This is a genomic window from Halomonas sabkhae, assembly GCF_030409265.1.
In the GTDB taxonomy this organism is placed as follows: domain Bacteria; phylum Pseudomonadota; class Gammaproteobacteria; order Pseudomonadales; family Halomonadaceae; genus Halomonas; species Halomonas halmophila.
Window position 1 is genome coordinate 386,284 of record NZ_JAUFPM010000017.1, and the last position, 23,806, is coordinate 410,089.

16 protein-coding genes are annotated in these 23,806 nt (G+C 65.7%); 10 read left to right on the top strand and 6 right to left on the bottom strand.

Annotated features, from left to right (window positions below):
* Positions 1–43: 43 nt before the first annotated feature.
* Together QWY79_RS12560 and aat are read right to left on the bottom strand one after the other, a co-directional pair.
* Positions 44–781 carry an arginyltransferase gene (locus tag QWY79_RS12560; protein WP_290273216.1) on the bottom strand — a complete coding sequence of 246 codons (738 nt, stop codon included), beginning with the start codon at positions 779–781 and terminating at the stop codon, positions 44–46.
* Positions 782–811: 30 nt separating this feature from the next.
* Positions 812–1,546: a leucyl/phenylalanyl-tRNA--protein transferase gene (aat, locus tag QWY79_RS12565; RefSeq protein WP_290273218.1), complete on the bottom strand. Its 735-nt coding sequence runs from the start codon at positions 1,544–1,546 to the stop codon at positions 812–814.
* 148 nt (positions 1,547–1,694) lie between these two features.
* On the opposite strand from aat, the gene QWY79_RS12570 reads away from it, so the two are divergent.
* Together QWY79_RS12570 and lolA are read left to right on the top strand one after the other, a co-directional pair.
* The gene (locus tag QWY79_RS12570; RefSeq protein ID WP_290273221.1) at positions 1,695–5,192 is read left to right on the top strand and encodes a DNA translocase FtsK 4TM domain-containing protein; all 3,498 of its coding nucleotides are present in this window, start codon (positions 1,695–1,697) and stop codon (positions 5,190–5,192) included.
* A gap of 114 nt (positions 5,193–5,306) precedes the next feature.
* Positions 5,307–5,936, top strand: coding sequence for an outer membrane lipoprotein periplasmic chaperone LolA (gene lolA, locus QWY79_RS12575; protein ID WP_290273223.1), 630 nt, complete (start codon positions 5,307–5,309; stop codon positions 5,934–5,936).
* A 75-nt stretch (positions 5,937–6,011) separates the two neighbouring features.
* On the opposite strand, the gene QWY79_RS12580 is transcribed toward lolA, so the two are convergent.
* The gene (locus QWY79_RS12580; RefSeq protein WP_290273225.1) at positions 6,012–7,148 is read right to left on the bottom strand and encodes an MFS transporter; all 1,137 of its coding nucleotides are present in this window, start codon (positions 7,146–7,148) and stop codon (positions 6,012–6,014) included.
* 122 nt (positions 7,149–7,270) lie between these two features.
* Here QWY79_RS12580 and QWY79_RS12585 point away from each other — a divergent pair, with 122 nt between their 5' ends.
* Positions 7,271–8,653, top strand: a complete 1,383-nt coding sequence (locus tag QWY79_RS12585) for an aminotransferase-like domain-containing protein (RefSeq protein ID WP_290273228.1) — start codon at positions 7,271–7,273, stop codon at positions 8,651–8,653.
* 7 nt (positions 8,654–8,660) lie between these two features.
* Here QWY79_RS12585 and QWY79_RS12590 read toward each other — a convergent pair whose 3' ends face one another.
* Positions 8,661–9,995: a replication-associated recombination protein A gene (locus tag QWY79_RS12590; protein WP_290273459.1), complete on the bottom strand. Its 1,335-nt coding sequence runs from the start codon at positions 9,993–9,995 to the stop codon at positions 8,661–8,663.
* Between the two features lie 192 nt (positions 9,996–10,187).
* Here QWY79_RS12590 and QWY79_RS12595 point away from each other — a divergent pair, with 192 nt between their 5' ends.
* The 4 genes from QWY79_RS12595 (at position 10,188) to QWY79_RS12610 (ending at position 17,914) form a co-directional block, all read left to right on the top strand.
* Positions 10,188–10,733 carry a hemerythrin domain-containing protein gene (locus QWY79_RS12595; RefSeq protein ID WP_290273462.1) on the top strand — a complete coding sequence of 182 codons (546 nt, stop codon included), beginning with the start codon at positions 10,188–10,190 and terminating at the stop codon, positions 10,731–10,733.
* A 60-nt stretch (positions 10,734–10,793) separates the two neighbouring features.
* Complete coding sequence (murI, locus tag QWY79_RS12600) at positions 10,794–11,660, top strand: glutamate racemase (protein WP_290273230.1); 867 nt, start codon at positions 10,794–10,796, stop codon at positions 11,658–11,660.
* 75 nt (positions 11,661–11,735) lie between these two features.
* Positions 11,736–12,842: a tRNA (uridine(54)-C5)-methyltransferase TrmA gene (gene trmA, locus QWY79_RS12605; RefSeq protein ID WP_290273231.1), complete on the top strand. Its 1,107-nt coding sequence runs from the start codon at positions 11,736–11,738 to the stop codon at positions 12,840–12,842.
* 230 nt (positions 12,843–13,072) lie between these two features.
* Positions 13,073–17,914 (top strand): NAD-glutamate dehydrogenase, encoded by a 4,842-nt coding sequence (locus QWY79_RS12610; protein ID WP_290273233.1) that lies wholly within the window; start codon positions 13,073–13,075, stop codon positions 17,912–17,914.
* A 102-nt stretch (positions 17,915–18,016) separates the two neighbouring features.
* Here the strand turns inward: QWY79_RS12610 and mgtE are convergent, their stop codons facing one another.
* Positions 18,017–19,369 (bottom strand): magnesium transporter, encoded by a 1,353-nt coding sequence (gene mgtE / locus QWY79_RS12615; RefSeq protein ID WP_290273235.1) that lies wholly within the window; start codon positions 19,367–19,369, stop codon positions 18,017–18,019.
* A gap of 182 nt (positions 19,370–19,551) precedes the next feature.
* Between mgtE and QWY79_RS12620 the strand changes: the two genes are divergently transcribed.
* Positions 19,552–20,574 (top strand): quinone-dependent dihydroorotate dehydrogenase, encoded by a 1,023-nt coding sequence (locus tag QWY79_RS12620; protein ID WP_290273237.1) that lies wholly within the window; start codon positions 19,552–19,554, stop codon positions 20,572–20,574.
* A gap of 54 nt (positions 20,575–20,628) precedes the next feature.
* On the opposite strand, the gene rmf is transcribed toward QWY79_RS12620, so the two are convergent.
* On the bottom strand, positions 20,629–20,835 hold the full coding sequence (rmf, locus tag QWY79_RS12625; RefSeq protein WP_290273239.1) for a ribosome modulation factor: 207 nt from the start codon (positions 20,833–20,835) through the stop codon (positions 20,629–20,631).
* 285 nt (positions 20,836–21,120) lie between these two features.
* Here rmf and rlmKL point away from each other — a divergent pair, with 285 nt between their 5' ends.
* Both rlmKL and QWY79_RS12635 read left to right on the top strand, forming a co-directional pair.
* A complete protein-coding gene (gene rlmKL, locus QWY79_RS12630; RefSeq protein WP_290273240.1) occupies positions 21,121–23,343 on the top strand; it encodes a bifunctional 23S rRNA (guanine(2069)-N(7))-methyltransferase RlmK/23S rRNA (guanine(2445)-N(2))-methyltransferase RlmL in 2,223 nt (740 codons plus the stop codon).
* Between the two features lie 47 nt (positions 23,344–23,390).
* On the top strand, positions 23,391–23,768 hold the full coding sequence (locus tag QWY79_RS12635; protein ID WP_290273242.1) for a glutaredoxin family protein: 378 nt from the start codon (positions 23,391–23,393) through the stop codon (positions 23,766–23,768).
* Positions 23,769–23,806 lie beyond the last annotated feature (38 nt).

The window sequence follows — 23,806 nt, forward strand, 5'->3', positions numbered from 1 at the left end:
TATTGTGCCGCATGCCGTCCGTCAAGGCAAAAAATGCGCGTCATCAATCGACGATCAGGCGTCGCCAATGCCTGCCATCCAGCCGCTCGAGAGGGCGGAAGTTCTGCTTGTAGGCCATCTTGCGGGATTCCTGTATCCAGTACCCCAGGTACACATGGGGCAGCCCCAGCCGACGCGCGCGTTCGATCAGGCACAGCACCGCATAGGTGCCCAGCGAGCGGCGGTCGAACTGGCTGGCAGGGTCGAAGAAGGTGTAGATCGCCGACAGGCCGTGTTGCAGCTGGTCGAAGGCCGATACCGCCAGCAGGCGGTCGCCCAGGCGCAGTTCCAGCAATCTGGCATAGTCCTGGTCCAGGTTGAGGAAGGTGCGGTACTGGTCATAGCTGGGCGGATACATGTCGCCATCGCGGTGTCGCGTGCGGATGTAATGCGCATACAGCGAATAATGTTCGGCATCGAAGGTCGCCGGACGCACATGCTCGCTGAGATCGGCATTGCGCGTTCTCAGCTTGCGCTGGGTGCGGCTGGGGGAGAATTCCTCGACCGGCACGCGCACCGAAACACAGGCGCTGCAGTTCTCGCAGTGCGGACGGTAGAGGTGCTGGCCGCTGCGACGAAAACCGAGCAGGGTCAGGGCGTCATAGACGCTCTCGCCGGGCGACTGCTGGGGATCGAGAAACAGCGTCGTGGCCTCGCGCCCCTCGAGATAACTGCAGGCATGGGGCACGGTCAGATAGAAGCGCAGGTCGCGCACGGGTTGTCGGGGTGAGTTACTGCTCAACGCTAGTGTCTCCTGTCGGCCCGGGCGCCATCAGCCGGTGGCGTCGATTTCCGCGAAGGACCAGGACGCAGCGGGCATGGCCGCCTGCTGCCCGGATGCCTCGCCGGGATTCGCGTCCAGCCACTGATCAAGATAGCTGACGAATGTCGATCGAGCGATGTCCTCGGCGCCCAGACTGGCCAGGTGAGGCGTGTGCATCTGGCAGTCGATGAGGCGACCGTCGCCACGCTGCATGGCGCCGGCGAGTGACACCAGGGCAACCTTGGAGGCATCGGCGGTGCGCGAGAACATCGACTCACCGAAGAACACCGGTCCCAGGGCGATACCATAGAGCCCGCCCACCAGCCGGGCGTCGTGCCAGACCTCGATGGAATGGGCTGCCCCCAGGGCATGGAGTCGGCAATAGGCGTCACGCATGGCCTCGGTGATCCAGGTGCCGGGCTCGCCATCACGGGGGGCAGCACAGGCCTCGATGACGTCTCTGAAAGCGCGATCGGCGGTCACGTCGAAGCCGGCGTTGCGCAGGCGCTTGGCCAGGCTGCGGCGCACCCTGATGCGCTCGGGGAAGAGCACCATGCGGGGGTCCGGGCTCCACCACAGCAGCGGCTGGCCGTCGCTGTACCAGGGAAAGATGCCGCGTCGATAGGCCGCCAGCAACCAGTCCGGAGTCAGATTGCCACCGGCCGCCAGGAGGCCATCCGGCTCATCCAGTGCCGTCTCGACCGCTGGAAAACCAATGGGGTGCTCGGGAAGCCAGGGCAGCATGGACAATCTTTCCTGTTGTAAATTCGCCAGTGTGACGCGACGAAAAGCGCGACTCAAGTCGCAAGCCCCCTGTGACGGTGCGGCCAGGCTCGGTATGATTGGCCCCTATGGAATCTGGAAGACGCCATGAGCGCAAGGGGATGCCCGCTTGACTGCCAAGAAGAAGACCACGCCGCAGAGTCGTGCGGCGAACGCCAAGGAAACGGCCAGGCGCTTTGGCCTGCGTCTGCAGGGATCGGTGCGTGAGGGTGTGATCATCCTGCTGCTGGCGGCCTGTGTGTTTCTGCTGCTGGCCCTGTTCAGCTTCGACCCGGCGGACCCTGGCTGGTCGCGCAGTGGCCCGGAGACGCAAGTCAGCAACTGGATGGGCGCCATCGGTGCCTGGCTGGCGGACGTACTGTATTCGCTGCTGGGCGCCAGTGCCCTCTGGTGGCCCGCCATGCTGGGATTTGCCGCCTGGTGGCTGATTCGCTCGCGCCAGGTCACCTTCCAGTGGGATGCCACCCTGCTGGCGGTGCGTTGCGGTGGCCTGCTGCTGCTGTTGCTCGGCACCACGACGCTGGGCGCGCTGCATTTCTATCGTCCGGATAGCCCCCTGCCTTACGCAGCCGGCGGCATCCTCGGCGAGGGTCTGGTCGGGGCGCTGCTGCCCCTGGTGGGCAGCGGCGGTACCTCGCTGCTGGCCATGGCGGCGATCCTGTGCGGCGTGCCGCTGTTCACCGGGCTTTCCTGGCTGTTCATCATGGATGAAGTCGGGGTGCGCGCCGTGGCGGCCTGGCAGTGGCTGGTGGCGCGCTTCGCCCCGAGCCGCGAAGCGGAAGAGCGTGACGCCGACGCCCCGGACGCGCGCCGGGCGGCCGATGCCGACCCGACCCCCGCCGATACCCCGCAGGCGGAAGCTGCGCCTGCCGCCGACGCCCAGGGTGGCGCCTGGTGGCGCCGTCTGGTGCCGGGCCTGAGTGCCGACCGGGGACCGGTCCTGGCGTCCGCGGGGCGGCGGGATCCCGGTTTCGGCAATGACGGCGAGACCGATATTCCCTGGGAAGTGCCCGAGCGCACGCCATCGGCCAAGCGGCCGGAAGCGGCCTATACGGCCCAGGAGCCACAGGAGCCGACGCTGTCGATGTCCGCCACTTCCGACGACGCCGGGCCCGCGAGCCATGGCATGTCGCTGAGCGCGACCCGGGACGAGGCGGCGTCCGGCGCGGCCCGGACCTCCGCCGGCGAGCCCGCCGACACGCCGGCCACACCGGCTGGCAGCGGGACCGCGCCGACCGCGTCCGAGCATGCCGGGGCCGCAACGGCCCGCGCCGCCGACTCGGCGGATACCAACGGGCCTCAGGCGGACGCGGCAGCGTCTAAAGCCGTCGCGTCGGATCACAGCACGGGTGTACAGGAACGCGATACTGCCAGCGAGACAGCCGCGGCCCCGGCGGCTGATGCGCGGCAACCGGCCGAGCCCCGGGCGCCTGAGGCGGATGAACCGAGCACGGCGCAGCCAGCGTCGTCGCTCGGCGAGCAGCCCGCTGCAGACCAAGCCTCCCCGGAGGCGGCCGACGGGCCATCAGAACCCGAGACGACTGCCGCTCGGGCGTCCGCCAGCTTCGACCAGCCGGCCGAGCCGCGTGAAACGACGGCCGTGACGCCCGCCGCGTCGGATCAGCAAGCACCCTGGAGCAGCGAGGCTCCGGGCGATGGCAGCGAAACGCCGGCAGCCGAGCACGAAGCCGGCGCCACGGCGCCCTGGGAGCCCGAGGAACGTCGCGTTCCGGAAGTGGTCCCCGAGCCGATTCTGCCCGACGATGATGACCTGCCGGCTGTCATGCCCGGCGCCACCACGTCGTCAGCGTCTCCCGCTGCCACCGGCCGCGCCGCCACCGAGCACCGAACAGGGCGTTCGGAACAGGGAGCGCATGACGCCGGCACCGCACCGGGCGCAGACGCCGCGACGCCGGCAGGGGAGGCCGGCGCCGGTCGGCCCGCTGCACCACACGCCACCAGCGGCATGCAGGATGACGCTGCCTCTCAGACGGCAACGGCCGAGCAGGGTCGTGACGCGGCGTCGAGTGCCGGCCCGGCGTTGTGGACGGTCGAGCACCTGCAGAATCAGCGACCGTCCTACGAGGAGTTCTCCGAGCCCGATGGCGAGCTGCCCAGCCTGCGCCTGCTGACGCCACCCGAGCCGCATCAGCCCAACTACACCAGTGAGCAACTGGCCGACATGGCCGAGCTGCTCGAGACCCGTCTGCGCGAGTACGGTGTCAAGGCCGAGGTCGTCGATACCTGGCCGGGGCCGGTGATCACGCGCTTCGAGATCAAGCCGGCGGCCGGGGTCAAGGTCTCCAAGATCAGCAACCTGGCCAAGGACCTGGCGCGCTCGTTGATGGTCAAGAGCGTACGTGTGGTCGAGGTCATCCCGGGTCGACCCACGGTGGGTATCGAGATCCCCAATCCGCATCGCGCCATGATCCGCCTGCGCGAGGTCATCGATTCCGACCGTTACCAGAACGAGGCCTCGGCGCTGACGCTGGCGCTGGGTCAGGACATCGGCGGTGGTTCGGTGGTGGCCAACCTGGGCAAGATGCCGCACCTGCTGGTGGCCGGCACCACCGGTTCGGGCAAGTCGGTCGGGGTCAATGCCATGCTGGTGTCCATGCTGCTCAAGGCTCAGCCCGAAGATGTGCGCATGATCATGGTCGACCCCAAGATGCTGGAGCTGTCCGTGTACGACGGTATTCCGCACCTGCTGGCGCCCGTGGTGACCGACATGAAGGAAGCCGCCAATGCCCTGCGCTGGTGCGTGGCCGAGATGGAACGCCGCTACAAGCTGATGGCGGCCATGGGCGTGCGCAACATCGCCGGCTTCAACGAGAAACTCGACGAAGCCGAACAGGCCGGCGCCCAGGTGGCGGATCCCCTCTGGGAGCCGCAACCCTGGGAGATGCACCAGGATCCCCCGGTGCTGGAAAAACTGCCGTACATCGTCGTGGTCATCGATGAGTTCGCCGACATGTTCATGATCGTCGGCAAGAAGGTCGAGGAGCTGATTGCGCGTCTGGCCCAGAAAGCACGTGCCGCCGGTATTCACCTGATTCTGGCCACCCAGCGGCCTTCCGTGGACGTGGTGACCGGTCTGATCAAGGCCAATATCCCGACGCGCATGGCCTTCCAGGTCTCCTCGCGAGTGGACTCGCGCACCATCCTCGACCAGGGGGGCGCCGAGAACCTGCTGGGGCATGGCGACATGCTCTATCTGCCCGCCGGTGCCGGCATGCCGACGCGCGTTCACGCCGCCTTCGTCGATGATGATGAAGTGCACCGCATCGTCGAGGACTGGAAGCGGCGTGGCGAGCCGGAATACATCGAGGAGATCCTGTCCGGCGGGGTCTCGGCGGATGCGCTGACCGGTCTGGAGTCCGAGGGCGGCGATAACGGCGATGCCGAACAGGACGCGCTCTATGATGAGGCCGTGCAGTTCGTTACCGAGAGTCGCCGGGCGTCGATCTCGGCGGTCCAGCGTCGCCTCAAGATCGGCTACAACCGGGCGGCCCGCCTGGTCGAGGCCATGGAAGCCGCCGGTGTCGTCTCCACCATGGGCAGCAACGGGGCACGTGAGGTACTGGCCGGGCCTCCTTCAGGAGACTGACCGACCGGATCGTGCAATCAGCATGCAAGTTCGGGCGGGTCGGCAACTCGCCCGAAGGATTGGAGTCCGAGCCTTACACGGATGCCAACAGGATCTGCTCAGGGAGCCTATATCATGAAATGGAAGACCAGCCTTGTCGCCGGCGCCCTCCTGGCGCTCACGCCACTGACAGCGCTTGCCAATGAGGGAGCCGAGCGGCTGACCCGCATGCTCGAGCCACTCACGACCTACACCGCCGAGTTCGATCAGAAGATCCTCGACAGCGGCGGTCAGCGGCTTCAGGAAGCCACCGGCCAGATGTGGCTGGCGCGCCCGGGACGCTTTCGCTGGGAAGTCGATGCGCCCTATGAACAGATCGTGGTCTCGGACGGCGAGGAAGTGACCCTCTATGACCCGGACCTCGAGCAGGCCACGGTCCAGGCACTGGACGAGCGCGTCACCCACACCCCGGCGTTGCTGCTCTCGGGCAGTGCCGATGAGCTGACCGAAAGCTATGACGTGACTCGCTCACAGCAGGGCACGGCCGAGACCTTCACGCTGACCCCCAAGAGTTCGGATACGCTCTTCGAAACCCTGAAGATGACCTTCTACGGAGAAACCCTGGGCCGACTGGAGATGACCGACAGCACCGGTCAGCGTACCGCCATCGAGTTCGACAATGCCGAGCAGAATGCCGAGATCGCGGACTCCCGCTTCTCCCTGGAGCTGCCCGAAGGCACCGACGTGATCGAACAGACCCGCTGACAGCACCAGTAACCACCGGCCCATCACCCCCGTCGAGTGCGCCCGGCGGGGGTGATGTCGTATCCGGCCCCAGCGTCACAGCCGATGCGCCAGGCGCCGCCTGAGCAGCAGGGTTGCGCTCAGCAGGACCCCACCGAAGATGAGCAGTGCGGGACCATGGCCCAGCGCGTCCATGAGCCGACCGGTGATCACCACCGGCAGGCTGAAACCCAGGTAGGCCATCAGGAAGAAGCCGGCACTGGCTCGCGAATGCTGACCGTCGGCCGCATCCAGCACACCGCTGAGCCCACCCAGGTAGATGAAGCCATAACAGGCACTGCTCGCCGCCAGGGCACCGGCCAGCATGACCAACAGGCTGGCCGTCAGGGCTCCCCAGACCAGCAGGGCATAGGCCAGGGGAAGAATCAGCAGGCCCAGCCGTACTGCGGCCGCTGCCGACATGCGTCGAGCCAGGGGCTGAAACAGCACACCACCACTGCAGATGCCGAGTGTCGCGAATCCCGACCAGGCCGAGAGGCCATGCCCCTCCAGGGTGGCGGGAAACAGCGCAATCACCAGCCCCACACTGGCCCAGGCGAGCAGTATCGCCAGGCTGAAGGGCAGACTGCCGGGCGGGAAGGCCGGCAGCCGTAACAGGCGCGAGCGCGTGCTGCTGTCGTGGCGCTGTGGTGCCAGGCAGACGACCAGCAACAGGGCAAGCAGGGCGGCCACCAGGTAGCCGGGCAGACTGGGAGGGGCCAGGCTCGGCGCGCGCAGCAGGCACAGGCTGGTCAGGGCAGCGCCCAGCCCGAATCCCAGGGAAGTGCTGGCGGTAACCCAGGTGGTGGCCTGGCGGCTGTCCCGGCCGCCGACAATGGTCAGCATCCAGCCCGGGGTGGCAATGGAGGTCAAGGCGGCCGCCACGCCCAGCACCAGGCGCGCTATTGCCAGGCTGATGATGCCGGGGGCGATCCAGGTCAGGGCGGTGGCCGTTGCACACAGGCAGAGTGCTGCCAGGATCAGGGGACGTGGCCCGGTGCGTTCGGGCAGCCCGCCGAACATGATCAGCACCGGCAGGATGCCCAGCACATAGGTGGCGAAGGCGAGTGTGGTGGCCGTGTGGCCAAGCCCGTCATGGGCGGCCAGCGCCGCATAGTATGGGGCCTGAAGGTTGACGGCCGAGGTGATCACGCACAGCGCGATCGCCAGTTGCCAGGCAGCAGGAGAGCGCATCGAAGCTCCGTGGTCAGGGTGGAAAAGGCAAGGCTCTCACTGGCCGTATCGCAGGGTAAGGTACAATCCCTGACAGTTTTGCAGGAACTGTGCAGGCTTTTTCCGTAACAGTGGGCGTCGACATGCAATGGCAGATTGAACTCGATCATCAGCTTCCCCTGGTGGAACAGCTGGTCGAGCAGCTCGAGAGTGGCATCCGCCAACCTTCGGCGCCGGGCACCCGGTTGCCGTCGATTCGCCGGCTCTCCGCCGAGCTGGGCGTGAGCCGCAACGTGGTGATCGAAGCCTATGAGCGCCTGGTGGCCACGGGCAGGGTACGTTCGCGTCAGGGCGCCGGGTTCTTCGTGGCGGCACGCGATGTCGATCGCCATGAGCAGGGAGCGCGGGATGGCATGGCCGATGTGTCCAGCGCCATGTGGGACCTCTTCCAGGACCCCGGCGACGGCCTGCGGCTGGGGTGTGGCTGGCTGCCCATCGAATGGCGGGACGACGCGGTCCTGGCACATGCCGTGCGCCAGGTGACCCGCCACTCGGCCAGTGGCCTCTTCGATTACAGCACGCCGCTCGGCGCCCCGGAACTTCGCGCCCTGTTGCAGGAGCGGCTGCGGGGGCTGGCGATCGATGTCGAGGCCAACCAGCTACTCATGACCGGCGGCGCCACCCAGGCCCTGGATATCATTGTCAGGTGCCTGTTTCGGCCCGGGGATACGGTACTCGTGGAGACGCCGGGCTATTACAACCTGTTCGGCCTGCTGCACCTGAACCGGGTCCGGGTCGTTGGCGTGCGACGTAACGCCGACGGGCCCGATACGCAACACCTCGAGGCCATGATCGAAGCGCATGCCCCCAGGGCCTTCTACTGCAACAGCGTCTTTCACAACCCCACCGGGTCCACGCTGAGCCCTGCCGTGGCCCATCGGGTGCTGCAATTGGCGGAACGTCACGACATGCAAATCATCGAGGATGATATCTATGCGGACTTTCAGCGCCATCCCACGCCACGACTGGCTTCGCTGGACGGCATCGATCGGGTGCTCTACGTGGGCAGCTTTTCCAAGAGCCTGTCGTGCTCCCTGCGGGTCGGCTACATCGCCGCGGCGCCCGAGCTGCTCGGCTCACTGGTCGACGTGAAGATGCTCAGCCATATCGCCACGTCACCCTTTGCCGAGCAGGTGGTGACGACCCTGCTGCGCAATGGTGGCTATCGCAAGATGATGGAGCGCCTGCGCATGCGCCTCGGTGAGCAGTCGGCCCGGGCACTGCGCTGGCTCGAGCAGGGTGGCTGGGAGGTCTATACGGTGCCGGAGGGCGGCATGTTCCTGTGGATACGCCATCCCCGGGTGCATTCCTCTCGCCTGCTGGTGGAGGCCGCCCGTCAGCTCGGCATTCGCCTGTCGGCGGGCGATGTCTTTCTGGCAGAGGAGGGGGACACTCCCTGGCTGCGCCTGAATGTGGCCTACACCGAGGATGCACGAGCCAGGCAGTTCCTGACGGCACCTCGCTGAGCCATGTTCAGGCCTGATCTGCGGCGTCATCCAGGCTGGCCCGCCAGTCGAGCATCTGCCGGTAGCGTTTCTCCTGGCCGTATTCGGTCGGCTGGTAGAAGGTCTCGCGGGGCAGGTCCTGTGGCCAGCAGTCGTGGTCGCGGCCGGCAGGGTAGCCGTTGGGCTCGTTGTGGGCATAGCGATAGCCTTCACCATGACCCAGGGACTCCATGAGGCTGGTCGGCGCGTTGCGCAGATAGGTCGGCACCTCGAGGCGTGGCTGGGCGGCGGCAAAGGCCTTGGCGCGGTTCCAGGCCTGGTCGACGGCGTTGCTCTTGGGCGCCACGGCCAGATGGGTGGCGGCGTGGGCAATGGCCCGCTGCCCCTCGTAGTCGCCCAGACGCAGGTAGGCGTCCCAGGCGGCCATGGTCAGCGGCAGGGCCTTGGGATCGGCATTGCCGACGTCCTCGGAGGCGATGGCGGTCAGGCGGCGAATCACGTCCAGCGGGTCGCCGCCGCCCTGGATGAAGCGCGCCATGTAGAGCAGGGCGGCATCCGGGCGTGAGGAGCGTATCGATTTGTGAATCGCCGACAGCAGGTCGTAGAAGTGGTCGCCCTGCTTGTCGAAGGCGCTGGTCTGATGGCCGATGACGTCTTCCAGGGCGGCGCGTGGCAGGCGTTCGCCGTCGCCGTGGGGTTCGGTAAAGTCGCAGGCCGTTTCCAGCAGGCCCAGGGCGCGTCTGGCATCCCCCGCCGCGGCCCTGGCCAGCAGCTGGAGTATCTCGTCATCGACCTGAATGTGCCGGCCGCCCAGTCCACGGTCTGCGTCGGCCAGGGCGTGTCTGAGCACCTCGGCGACGTCGTCATCGGTCAGGGCCTTGAGGACATGCACCCGGGCGCGGGAAAGCAGCGCCGAGTTGACCTCGAAGGAAGGATTCTCGGTGGTGGCCCCGATCAGGATCAGCAGGCCGGACTCCACGTGCGGCAGCAGGGCATCCTGCTGGCTCTTGTTGAGGCGATGAATCTCGTCGAGAAACAGCAGGGTATGGCGATCCTGGCCCTGGGCGGCACGGGCGCGCTCCACGGCTTCGCGGATGTCCTTGACACCGGCCATCACAGCCGAGAGCCTTTCGAGGTGGGCATTGGATTCTTCCGCCAGAATCTCGGCCAGCGTCGTCTTGCCGGTGCCCGGTGGCCCCCAGAGGATCATCGAGCGCACCACACCGGTCTCGACCATGCGACGTATGGGTTTCTCCGGCCCGACCAGTGCCTGCTGGCCTACATAGTCGGCAAGCCGTCGAGGTCGCATGCGCCAGGCCAAGGGCGCGTTCTGATCGGAGGTGGCTTGCTGGAACAGATCCATGTCGAGCTCCTTGAGCGGCCGATTGAAGGACATGATATGTCAAAGTGGGCAAGATTGGCTGCCAGGGTCTAGCTTGATATGGCGTTGCCCGTCCTGGGATCTCGGCGATCGGGAACCCCTGACCGTAAGGTACAGTCCAATTCCTTGTGCCTTCGATTCATGGCCAATCAAAAGGAGGCCTTCGCCATGCCTATGCTGAACCAACTGCGCCAGGATCATGCCAACATGGCGCGCATGTTGCACGTTCTGCAGATCAAGCAGAAGACCCTGGCCGACGGTGAGCGTCCCAACTTCCAGCTCGTACGCGAGGTGGTGGATTATATTCTCGATTACATGGCCGGCTTCACCCTGCCGCTGGAGGAGATCTGTTCCGAGCGGCTGCGCGAGCGTGCCCCGCACTGCGAGGAGGTCACCGACAGCCTGTCGAAGGATTATCGTGCCCTCAAGGCACGCCTCAAGCGCCTGTCCAATGACCTGGACATGATCCTGATGGATGCGGTGGTCCCCATGGACACCTTCGCCGATGACCTCAAGGGCTATCTCGAGGCCCACCGTCATTATCTGCGCAACGAGCGCGAGCATCTCTTCCCGTTGATTCGCGAGCACTTCGACGACGACGACCTGGACAAACTGGCCGAGGCGCTGCCGGCGGGTGCCGCGGCCGAACTGGAGCGCCTGCAGGCGGCCTATCCGGAGTTGTACGCCGAGCTCCGGGAAGCACCCGACCCCACGGCCTGATTGCCTTCAGCCCCGACCCTGCCCTGAGGTAGAATGCATCGCAGCCGATCAGGAGCCGCGATGCCATCTTCCCCTCACTCACCCCAGCGATCTCGACCCGCCACTGTGTCCCCGGCTCATCAGGAACCGGGGCGCAGTGGTGTCGGGCCGGGCGCGGGGCCCATACTGGTATTCGACTCCGGTGTGGGCGGGCTGTCGGTCGTCGAGTCGTTGCGTCGACAACTTCCCGATGCCGGTCTGGCCTATGCCTGCGACAATGCCATGCTGCCCTACGGGGTGCGCGATGATAGCTGGCTGGTGGAGCGCATTCTCCGGGTCTGCCAGGCAGCGGTCGAGGCCAGTGGCTGTGCCGGACTCGTCGTGGCCTGCAACACGGCCAGCACCCTGGCGCTGGACGCATTGCGCGAGCATCTCGCCGTGCCGGTGGTGGGGACGGTACCGGCGATCAAGCCCGCCGCCGGCATGAGCGAGACACGCCATATCGGTCTGCTGGCGACCAGCGCGACCGTGGCGCGACCCTATACCCTGCGCCTGATCGAGCAATTCGCCGGCGACTGCCGGGTAACCCGCATCGCGGCCGACCCGCTGGTAGCCGAGGCGGAGCGCTGGGTCATGGAAGGGCAGTTCGACGCCGAGGTACTGCGGAACAGCCTGGCCGTGCTGAGCGACACGCCGAAGCTGGACACCATGGTCCTCGGCTGTACCCATTTTCCGCTGCTCAGGCAGGCGCTGACCGATGCCGCGCCGCGTCCACTGCGTTGGGTCGATTCTGGTGATGCCATCGCCCGGCGTGCCGGCCAGGTCATGTCGCGTCACGCCGCCCGGACGGGGGGCGAGGTCGCCTGGGTGACGGCCCCCTCCGCCGCGCTGCAGCATGGCCTGCGCCGCTTCGGCTTTGAGCAAACGCAGACCCTGTCCCTGCCCTGATGGGCCGGGGCCACCCGGGGCCAGGCCGTGTTGCCCGACTTTCCACCATCCGACCATTCGATCCCAGGAGCCGCCGTGGCCATTCCCGTTGTCGATCCTCCGCGCTATGCGCAACAGCTCAACGCCAAGCGCGACCATATCATCGAGACCTTCGCTGCCTTTTCGCCGCCGCCCCTGGAGGTCCATGCCTCGCCGCCCAGTCATTATCGCCAGCGCTGCGAGTTTCGCCTCTGGCATGACGGCGATGATCTCTACTACGCCATGTTCGAGGCGGATCCCGAGGAGCCCGGCAAGAAGCGTGTCGTGCGGCTGGATCAGTACCCGGTGGCCGGTCGTCGCATCAATGAGCTGATGCCGCGCCTGATCGAGGCCATACGCGACCGGCCGTTGCTGCGTCATCGCCTGTTTCAGGTCGAGTTCCTGACGACCCTGGACGGCGAAGCACTGGTCACCCTGATCTATCATCGCCAGCTCGATGAAGACTGGGACGAGGCGGCCCGGGAACTCGAGTCGCGGCTGGGCATCATGATCATCGGCCGGGCCCGCAAGCAGCGTCGGGTGCTGACCCGGGATCATGTCTGGGAATGCTTGGAGGTCAACGGGCGCCACCTGCATTATCAGCAGATCGAGAACAGCTTCACGCAGCCCAATGCCGAGATCTGTCGTGCCATGCTGGGCTGGGCCCAGGAGGTCACCGCAGGCAGCCAGGACCGTGATCTCGTGGAGTTGTATTGTGGCAACGCCAATTTTACGGTGGCGCTGGCCGGCAACTTTCGCCGCGTGATGGCCACGGAAATCTCGCGCACCTCGGTGGCCAGTGCCCGGGAAAACCTGCAGGCCAACGGCATCGACAACGTCACGGTAGGGCGCATGTCAGCCGAGGAGTTCTCCCAGGCCCTGAAGGGCGAGAAGGGCGGCCGGCGCGTCGAGTCCTGGGCCCTGCATGAATACGACTTCTCGACGGTCCTGGTGGACCCGCCCCGGGCCGGGTTGGATGCACAGAGCTGTTATCAACTCAGCGAGTACGAGCGTATCGTCTATATTTCATGCAACCCGGATACGTTGGCGCAGAACCTGCAGATACTGGTACAGACGCATGACCTGAGCCGCGTCGCCCTGTTCGACCAGTTTCCCTGGACCGACCATTGCGAATGCGGGGTACTGCTGGAACGGCGGGCTTGACGCCGTTGGTGGTCCGGATCGCGCCGGGCGGCTGACATTGCTGCTCGGACCGACAAGGGCGAGTGCTTGTCAAGCGGGATGCGCAACCGACATGCATCATGAGCAAGCAGGCATGCGACTGGGGAGAATGCGACGTTTGGCGTAATCTCGGGGGTCCGTGGAGCGCGCTGCTCCCAGCGACTAATGTTTTTTCGGCCGCCGACGGTGGCCTCTGGCAGTCGAGGTGATTGATGCAACACGTCACACAGGAGGAGACCCGGCAGGATCTTCTCAAGCAGCTCAAGGAACGCTTGGAAGCCCGCCTGGACAAGGACAAGGCCGATGCGGTCGATGACTTTGCTCACCTCTTCTATGCGGCGGTGCCCCTGGAGGACCTGGCCGACCGGCGCATGGACGATCTCTATGGCGCGACGCTCTCGGTCTGGCACTTCATCCAGCAGTTCGATCATGATGCGCCCAAGGTCAAGGTGCTCAACCCGGACTTCGAGGAGCATGGCTGGCAGTCGACGCATACCTTCATCGCCGTGCTGCATGAAGACATGCCGTTTCTCGTCGACTCGGTGCGGGTCGAGCTGAATCGGCGTGGCATGACGATTCACGCCATCCACAATGCGGTCATGGCCGCCGGGCGGGATGACGAGCATCGCCTGACGCGGGTCGTCAACCCGGAGCAAGCCGGCGCGTCAGACAGCCGCGAATCGCTGATTGCCATCGAGGTCGATCGCCACTCGAATCCGGCCGACCTCGAGGCCATCGAGCACAGCCTGCAGGAAGTCCTGCGCGAAGTGCGCACCGCCGTCGGCGACTTCGACTCCATGCGCGATCAGGTGCGGGCAGCCATCGCCGAGCTGGAAGCGACGCGCCCGTCGCGGATCGATCCGCAGGATCATCGCGAGGCGATCGAGTTCCTCAACTGGGTGCTGGAAGACAATTTCACCTTCCTAGGCTATGACGAATACGAAGTCATCGAAGACCAGGGGCGGCAGCGTCTCGACAAGGTCGAGAACAGCGAGCTCGGGGTGTTCCGCCTCGACAATCCCCGCTATCAGGAGCGGATTCGTACCGACCTGGGGGTCGAGGACGACCAGTATGTGCCGGTACCGCAACTCATGTCCTTCGCCAAGAGTGCGCATCATTCGCGGATTCACCGGCCGACCTACCCGGATTACATCTCCATCGATCGTTACGACGAGCAGGGCCGGGTAATCGGCGAGCGACGCCTGCTGGGCATGTTCACCGCCACCGTCTACAACGAATCGCCGCGCAATGTGCCGATCCTGCGCCGCAAGCTGCAGGCGGTGATGGACATCGCCGGCTTCAGCTCCAAGGGCCACAACGGCAAGCAGCTACTGCAGATTCTGGAGGTTTATCCGCGCGACGACCTCTTCCAGATCGATACCGACGAGCTGGCCCAGACGGCCCTGGGTATTCTCGACATTCGCGAGCGTCGCCGCGTGCGGCTGTTCATCCGCGAGGACACCTTCGGCAAGTTCTATTCATGCCTGGTGTTCGTGCCGCGGGATGTTTTCTCCACCGAGTTGCGCGTGCGTCTCCAGGCGCTGCTGTGCGAAGAGCTGGATGCCAGCTTCGGCGACTTCAATACCTATCTGTCCGAGTCGGTGCTGGCACGCATCCAGTTCATCCTGCGCTTCAACGGCGACACGCCGAGCGATTACGACATCAAGCGCATCGAGGAGAAGCTGGTCAAGCTGGCGCGCAACTGGCGCGATGATCTCCACAACGCGGCCATCGAAGGCTTCGGCGAGGAAAACGCCAACCAGCTGATGGGCCGCTTCCGCGATGCCTTCCCGGCGAGTTATCGCGAGGATTTCTCGGCGCGCACCGCTGTCTATGACCTGCAGCACATCGGTGAGCTCGATGACGGCGCGCCCCTGGCCCTGTCGCTCTACCGGCTGATCGAGGAAGAGGGCAGTGGCGTCAACCTCAAGCTGTTTCATCGTGATGCAGCCATTCCGCTGTCCGATGTCCTGCCGATGATGGAGAACCTGGGGCTGCGGGTCCTCGGCGAGCGCCCCTATGAAGTCCAGGCCACCGATGGTGACTACTGGATTCATGACTTCACCCTGGAGCATCACACCAGCGTCGAGATGAACCTGCAGGAAATGCGGGCGCCCTTCATCGAGGCCTTCCAGCGTATCTGGGCCGGTGCCGCAGACAACGATCCCTTCAACCGGCTGATCATCGGGGCCAACCTCGACTGGCGCGAAGTCGCCATGCTGCGGGCCTATGCGCGCTACCTGAAGCAGATTCGCTTCGGCATGTCCCAGGCCTACATTGCCACCACCCTGGGCAACTACCCGGAAATCACCCGCGAGCTGGTCAGCCTGTTCGAACTGCGCTTCGACCCCTTCGAACGCCCCGACCAGGGTGACACGGACGACTGTGAAGCCCGTATCCAGGCGCTGCTCGATGAGGTGCCGAGCCTCAATGATGATCAACTGCTGCGTCGGTACATGGAACTGATCAAGGCCACGCTGCGCACCAACTACTATCAGCGCGATAGCGCCGGCGATTTCAAGGACTACCTGGCCTTCAAGCTGGAACCATCGCGTGTCTCGGGCATGCCCAAGCCGCGTCCGGCCTATGAGATCTTCGTCGGCTCGCCGCGGGTCGAGGGCGTTCATCTGCGTGGTGGCAAGGTCTCGCGGGGCGGCCTGCGCTGGTCGGATCGCCAGGAAGACTTCCGCACCGAAGTGCTGGGACTGGTCAAGGCTCAGCAGGTCAAGAACGCGGTCATCGTGCCAATGGGCGCCAAGGGCGGCTTCGTCTGCAAACGCATGCCGGAGGGCGCCGACCGCGAGACCACTCAGCAGGAAGGGATCGCCTGTTATCAGATCTTCATCCGCGCCCTGCTGGATGTCACCGACAACCTGGTGGACGGCGAAGTCGTGCCGCCGCGCGATGTGGTGCGCCATGATGACAACGACCCCTATCTGGTCGTGGCCGCAGACAAAGGCACCGCGACCTTCTCGGATATCGCCAACGAGATTTCCATCGAGTACGGCCATTGGCTGAGCGATGCCTTCGCCTCCGGTGGCGCCAACGGCTATGACCACAAGGGCATGGCGATCACCGCCAAGGGCGCCTGGGAGTCGGTTAAGCGCCACTTCCGTGGCCTGGGGATCAACACCCAGGAAGATGAATTCACCGTGGTGGGCGTCGGTGACATGGCCGGCGATGTCTTCGGCAACGGTATGCTGCTGTCCGACAAGATCCGTCTGCTGGGGGCCTTCAACCACCTGCACATCTTCGTCGACCCGACCCCGGATGCCGCGGCGAGCTTTGCCGAGCGCCAGCGTCTCTTCAATCAGCCGCGCTCCAGCTGGGAAGACTACAATGCCGAGCTGATCTCCGAGGGTGGCGGCATCTTCTCGCGCAGCGCCAAGTCGATCACCATCACGCCGCAGATGAAGAAGGCCTTCGGCATCTCGGCCGACAAGCTGTCGCCCAATGACCTGATCCACGCCATGCTCGTCGCCAGGGTCGACCTGTTCTGGAACGGCGGTATCGGCACCTATGTCAAGGGCTCCGAGGAGAGCGACGCCGATGTCGGCGACAAGGCCAATGATGCCCTGCGCATCAATGGCAGCGAGCTCAACTGCCGCGTCGTCGGCGAGGGCGGCAACCTCGGCCTGACGCAGCTCGGTCGCATGGAAGCCGCCGCCCGCGGCGTGCGCGTCAATACCGACTTCATCGACAATGCCGGCGGCGTGAACTGCTCGGACCATGAGGTCAACATCAAGATCCTCATCGACGAGGTGGTGACGCGGGGCGACATGACCGGCAAGCAGCGCAACCAGTTGCTGGCCGAGATGACCGATGAGGTCGGTGAGCTGGTGCTGCACAGCAACTATCGCCAGACCCAGGCGCTGGATCTGGCCGAGATTCTCTCGCGCCAGGGGCTGGGGCCTTTCCGTCGCTTCATCAGCGAGCTGGAAGCGGCCGGGCAGATCGACCGCGAGCTGGAGTTCCTGCCCTCGGACGAGGCCCTCCAGGAACGGGCCCAGAACAACCAGGGCATGACGCTGCCCGAGTTGTCGGTACTGATCTCCTATGCCAAGAGCGTGCTCAAGGGCGACCTGATCGCCTCGGATGTGCCGGATGACCCGACCATCATCCGCTTCGTCGAGCGTGCCTTTCCGAATGTGCTCAACGAGCGCTATCACGACGAGATGTACGAGCATCGCCTGAAGCGCGAGATCGTCGCCACCCAGGTGGCCAACGACCTGGTGGACTACATGGGCATCGTCTTCGTGCGTCGCCTGATGGACTCCACCGGGGCCAGCCGTGCGGACATCGCCCGGGCCTACGTCATTGCCCGTGACAGCTTCCAGCTGTCGCGTCTCTGGGAGCAGATCGAGGCGCTCGACAACCAGGTCTCGACCCAGGTGCAGTACTCGATGATGCTCGACCTGATGCGCCTGATCCGGCGTTCCACGCGCTGGTTCCTGCGGCAGCGCATGGGCATGAACACCCGCGACACCATCGACTACTTCGCACCGCGCCTGACGCAGCTGCAGGACAACATCGGCAAGCGCCTGCGCGGCGAGGAACAGGAGCACTGGTCGGCCCGCCGCAAGGAGCTGACCCAGGCCGGTGTGCCGGAGGCCCTGGCCTCCAGCGTCGCCGCCTCGGCCAGCCTGTACAGTGCCCTCGGCATCATCCTGACGGCCCGCCAGACCGACGAGAAGCCACAGCGCGTGGCCGAGGTCTTCTACGAGGTCGGTGCTCGTCTCCAGCTGCCCTGGATCATTCAGCAGGTGACGCAGCTCGAGGTGCGCGACAGCTGGCAGGCCAAGGCCCGGGATACCTTCCGCGACGACATCGATCGTCAGCAGCTGGCACTGACCGCCAGCGTGCTGGGCATGCAGGGCGGACCGCGCGACAGTGCCGAACGCGTCAGTCTGTGGCTGGGCCAGCATGAGGCCATGCATGATCGCTGGCGGCATCTGCTCGATGAGGTCGGCGGTGGCAGCCAGGGCGGCTTCCCGCTGTTTGCCGTGGCCGTCCGCGAGCTGGTGGATCTGGCCGATAGCAACAGCGAAGACTAGGCCTGGCATATATCGGCTGAAAACGACAGCAGGGGCGCCGCAATGGCGCCCCTGCTGTGTGTCGGTCGGGTTGGTGGGTCGCTAGGGTAGCGTGTCCCTGCCTTACAGCAGGAACAGCGTTGCCAGCCCCAGAAAGGACATGAAGCCCACCACGTCGGTCACCGTGGTCAGCACCACCGAGCCGGAAAGCGCCGGGTCGATCCCCATGCGCTTGAGGACCAGCGGGATGACGATGCCCGCGACCCCCGCCGCCAGCATGTTGATGACCAGGGCGGCGGCGATGATCGCGCCGATGGCCAGGTTGCCGAACCACAGCACGGCCAGCAGGGCCACCACCATGGCCCACAACACGCCGTTGAGGGCGGAGATGCCGACCTCCTTGCGCAGCAGCCAGTTACTGTTGGTACGGCTGATCTGACCCAGGGCCAGGCCGCGGATCGCCAGGGTCAGCGTCTGGCTGCCGGCGATGCCCCCCATGCTGGCGACGATCGGCATCAGCACGGCCAGGGCGACCACCTTGTCCAGCGCATCCTCGAACAGCCCGATGACCCAGGCAGCCAGGAAGGCAGTCAGCAGGTTGATGCCGAGCCACACGGCACGCCGTTTGGCACTGGGCAGCACCGGGGCGAAGAGATCCTCTTCCTCGTCGAGGCCGGCCATGTTCATCAGGGCCTGCTCGGAGTCCTCGCGGATGACGTCGACGATGTCATCGATGACGATACGGCCCAGCAGGATGCCCCGCTGGTTGACCACGGGCGCCGAGACCAGGTCGTGAGTCTGGAAGAGGGTGGCCACGTCGCGCGATTTCATGCTGCCCTGAATGCTGTCCACATCCGGGTCCATGAGGTCGGCCACGGCCATCTCCGGGTCATTGGCGACCAGGCGGGCAAGCGACAGCACCCCGACGAAGTGACCGTTACGGTCGACGACCATCAGGGCATCGGTGTTGTCGGGGATGTCTTCCTTCCAGCGCAGGAAGCGCTGCACGGTCTCCAGGCTGACGTCGGCACGCACGGCAATGGTGTCGGTACGCATCAGGCGGCCGACGCTGTCCTCCTCGAAGGCCAGGGTCTCCTTGAGTCGCGCGCGCTGCAGTTCGTCCATGGAGCGCAGCATGTCCTCGGCGACCTGACGCGGCAGGTCCTCGAAGAGTTCGGCCAGGTCGCTGGTATCCAGTCCGGCGGTGGCCGCCACGATTTCCTCGTGGTCCATGTCCTCGAGCAGGGTGGTGCGCACCTCATCATGGACATGCAGCAGCACTTCGCCGTCCACGGCCTGGGGGACGCGCTCCCAGAGGCGAATGCGCTCATTGGGCGGCAGGGACTCGAGCAGCAGGGCGACCTCGGCCGGTTCCAGGTCGGCGATGACGTCATCGACCCATTCCAGTCGTTCCTGCTCCAGCGCCAGGTGGATGCGCGACAGGCGGCTTTCCAGTGTCTCGGTCGTATCGGTCATGTCCATCTCCCTGGAGGCGCATCATCTAGAGGGCGAGTCCGGCCCGCCCGATCCTCCCAGTAGACCATAAAAGGGCGATGACGTGGCAGTCTCATGGCGTGGCTGGCCCGGCGGGTTCGTTCCGGCGGGGTGGCTGCGCTATACTGCGCGCCCGTCTCGTTCGCCCCTTGTCAGGAGTTGTCATGTACTCGCTTGCTCGCTCGTTGCTGTTCCGTCTCGAGGCGGAAAAAGCCCACGGACTGGCACTTTCCTCTTTGGACATGGCCCATCGAGCCGGGCTGGCGCGGCACCTGGGGGGCACGCCGGTGTCGGATCCCGTGGCCCTGATGGGCCTGGAATTTCCCAATCGGGTCGGGCTGGCCGCCGGGCTCGACAAGAACGCCGATCACCTGGAGGCCCTGGGGGCGCTGGGCTTCGGTTGCGTCGAGGTGGGCACGGTGACGCCCAGGGCCCAGAGCGGCAATCCGCAGCCGCGCCTGTTCCGCCTGCCGCAGCAGGGCGCCATCATCAATCGCATGGGCTTCAACAATGCCGGGGTGGACCACCTGGTGGAACGCGTCCGACGCGCGCGCTTTGCCGGTGTGCTGGGTATCAACATCGGCAAGAACCTGACCACCCCGGTCGAGCAGGCCGTGGACGACTACCTGCATTGTCTGCGCCGGGTGCATGGCCATGCCGACTACATTACGGTCAACGTGTCCTCGCCCAATACGCCGGGACTGCGCGACCTCCAGTTCGGCGAGCAGCTGGATCGCCTGCTCGGGGCCCTGCGTGATGAGGTCGTGGCACTGGATCGCGCCGCCGGCAGGCGGGTGCCCCTGGCGGTGAAGATTGCCCCCGACATGAGTGAGGCCGAGGTCGACACCCTGGCGCATTGCCTCCAGGCCAATGACATCGATGCCGTCATTGCCACCAACACCACACTGTCGAGAGAGGCCGTGGCCGGCCTGCCCGCTGCCGACGAGGCCGGTGGGCTGTCCGGACGGCCGGTATTCGAGCCCTCGAACGCCATCATCCGGGCCTTGCGTCATCGCTTGCCGGAGATGCCGATCATCGGCGTGGGGGGCATCGACTCTGGTGAGGCGGCTGTGGCCAAGCGCCGGGCGGGCGCGGATCTGGTCCAGCTTTACTCGGGTTTCATCTATCGGGGGCCGGGCCTGGTCGGCGAGTGTGCGCGGGCCCTGCAGGCAGCAAAAAGCCCATGACATTGTCATGGGCTCGACGGGTCGTCATCATGTCTGACGAGGCGATGGTCCGGTTCAGACCACCATGGGGTTCTTGTGGATGCCGGACACTCCCGTCAGGCCGGACCACTGGTCCCCGCGACCCTCACGCCAACCGCTCATCCAGTATTCGCGCAGATCGATGTCCTGGCTCGGGCAGTCATCGCGGGACCGTCCCGAGACTCCCGCCTTGTAGCCATGCACGTAAGCCCGCTGGAAGCGATCACGTTTTTGTCGTTTCATAGGTCTACCTCATGGTGAAGGTGCCGTTTGGGTGCGGTGGCTGTCCTCCGCGGGAGCGTCACCGTACCCGTGTAAAGAGCCTGAATTCGCGCCCGTGATGGATGTCGATGGGTGCGTGGCTCGGGAACAAGAACGTCAAGGTTGAAAAATCGAGCAGTTCCAATGGGGAGCTACTCATTTATTGATAGACCAAAGAGGCCGAATCTGTCGACCGAAATTTGTCATCAAGCCTACATTATCCTGACATGAACCGGCCGGATGTTCGGCCACGTCGATGGACGACCCATGACTGAAAGACAATCTGCCAAGGCCGCTTCCTTTCTGGCCACCTGTCCCAAGGGGCTCGAAGGCCTGCTGAGTGATGAACTGAGCGCTCTGGGGGCGACGCCCGTCAAGACCACGGTGGCCGGGGTGCATTTCGAGGGCGAACTGGTCGCCGCCTATCGCGCCTGCCTGTGGTCACGGCTGGCCAATCGCGTGGTGTTCTGCCTGTTGCGCGAGGAAGGGGTCGAGACCCCGGAGCAACTGCGTGACGTCAGCGCCTCGATCGACTGGGCGTCCCAGCTGAGGCCCGGTGCGACCCTGGCGGTGGACTTCCACGGCCGCAGCGATGCCATCCGGCATACCCGCTTCGGCGCCCAGACCGTCAAGGACGGCGTCGTCCAGCGCTTCGCGGCAGAAGGGCGGCCACGTCCCGTGGTCGACCCCGAAGCCCCGGACCTGCGTATCTACTCCCTGCTGCATCGCGGCCGCTTGACCATCGGTATCGACCTCTCCGGCGAGAGCCTGCATCGACGCGGCTATCGTCGCGGGGCGGGCCATGCTCCCTTGAAGGAGAACCTGGCCGCGGCGCTGTTGATACGCGCCGGCTGGCCGGACATGGCGCGTCAGGGAGCCGCGCTGGTCGATCCCTTGTGTGGTGCCGGGACCCTGCTCATCGAGGCGGCCCTGATGGCCGCCGACATGGCGCCCAACCTGCACCGGGAGCGCTTCGGCTTCGAGGGCTGGGTCGGTCACGACGCGGCCTGCTGGCGCGAGCTCAAGCGCGAGGCCGAGGCGCGTGCCAGCATCGGGCGCAAGCGCTGCCGCAATCAGCTGTTCGGCGCCGATCGCAGTCCGCCCGCGCTGGAGGCCGCCAAGGCCAACGCCATGCGCGCCGGCATCCCGGCCCTGATCGAGCTGAAAGGCGCAGCCCTCGGCGAACTGGAGCGGCCCGCCGAGCTGCCGGAAGGGCAGCATGGCCTGCTCATGACCAATCCGCCCTATGGCGAGCGGCTGGGCGAGCTGCCGGAGCTGGTCGAACTCTACGGCCAGCTCGGAGAGCGGGCGCGCCACGCATTTCCCGGCTGGCGTCTGGCCCTGTTCACGGCCAATCCGGATCTGGGGCACCGTACCGGGTTGCGGGCCCACAAGCAGTACTCGCTGAAGAACGGCCCCCTGGATGCGCGGCTGCTGCTCATGCAGGTGCCGGATGCTGCCGAGTCGTCTCCGGCCTCCGGCAAGGATGCGGCCCCTGACAAGTCCGCGGCACCGGCCCGGCCGGCGCGCAGCGAAGGGGCGCAGATGTTTGCCAATCGGCTGCACAAGAACCGCAAGCGCCTCAAGAAATGGCTGAAGCGTTCCGGCGAGAGCTGCTATCGGCTCTATGATGCCGATATGCCCGAGTATGCCCTGGCCATCGATATCTATGCCGATCGCGTGCACGTACAGGAATACGCCCCGCCGCGTTCGGTGAATGCCGACCAGGCCCAGAAGCGTCTGCACGAGGCGCTGGGGGTGATGCCCGAGGTGCTGGGGGTCGATCCCGGCCGGATCGTCATCAAGCGTCGCCAGCGCCAGTCCGGCCGGGCGCAGTACGAGAAGCAGGCGGCTAGCGGCGAACGCTTCGAGGTCCAGGAAGGCCGGGCACGCCTGTGGGTGAACCTGCGCGATTACCTGGATACCGGCCTGTTTCTCGATCATCGTCCGGTACGCCGCATGCTGGCCGAGATGGCCGAAGGCAAGCGTTTCCTCAACCTCTTCTGCTATACCGCGGCGGCCTCGGTACAGGCGGCCCTCGGCAAGGAGCAGGGACGCGGGGCCAGTGACAGTGTCAGCGTCGACCTGTCCAACACCTATCTCGACTGGGCGCGGGACAACTTCAGCCTGAACCGGCTGGATCCCGCCCGTCACCGCGTGGTGCGCGATGACTGCCTGCACTGGCTGGAAACCGCCGGTGGCATGTTCGACGTCATCTTCCTGGATCCGCCCACGTTCTCCAATTCCAAGAAGATGGCCGAGAGCCTGGACATCCAGCGCGATCACGGGCGCCTGGTCAGGCTGGCCATGGCCAGGCTGGCGTCGGGCGGAACCCTGGTCTTTTCCAACAACCAGCGGCGCTTCAAGCTGGATGCCGATCTGGCGGCGAGCTTCGATGTTCAGGATATCTCGGCGCAGACCTTTGACCCTGATTTTCAGCGCCGTCCGGACCTGCACCACTGCTTCTTGATCCGGCATCTTGAGGTGTGAGATGTGAGTGGTGAGGGGGAAGATGTGAGTGGTGAGGCGTGAGGCGGATGATCGAGCTGACCCTGTACACGACAACCGGCTGTCACCTGTGCGAGGCGCTGGAGGCCTGGCTGGCCCGACTGGCCAATGCCGAGGTACGGCTCGAACGGGTGGAGGTCGCCGACGATGACGCCCTGATGGCGTCATACGGGACGCGTCTGCCGGTGCTGGTGGATGCGTCGGGGGGTGAACTGGAGGGCGGACACGAGCCCGCGCGTCTGGCTGCCTGGCTGGCCGATCGCGGCTGGCTGGACGTCGCCGCATGGCACGAGCTCACGCTGTCCGAAGACAGCGATACAACGCCGGGGCGTGGGGCGGTCATGCGCGGCGGGCGCCGTTACCTCGGCGACAGAGAGACCGCACATGGCATGAAAAACATGGCATGAAAAAGGGCCCCGCTCGTGCGGGACCCTCGGCATGGGCC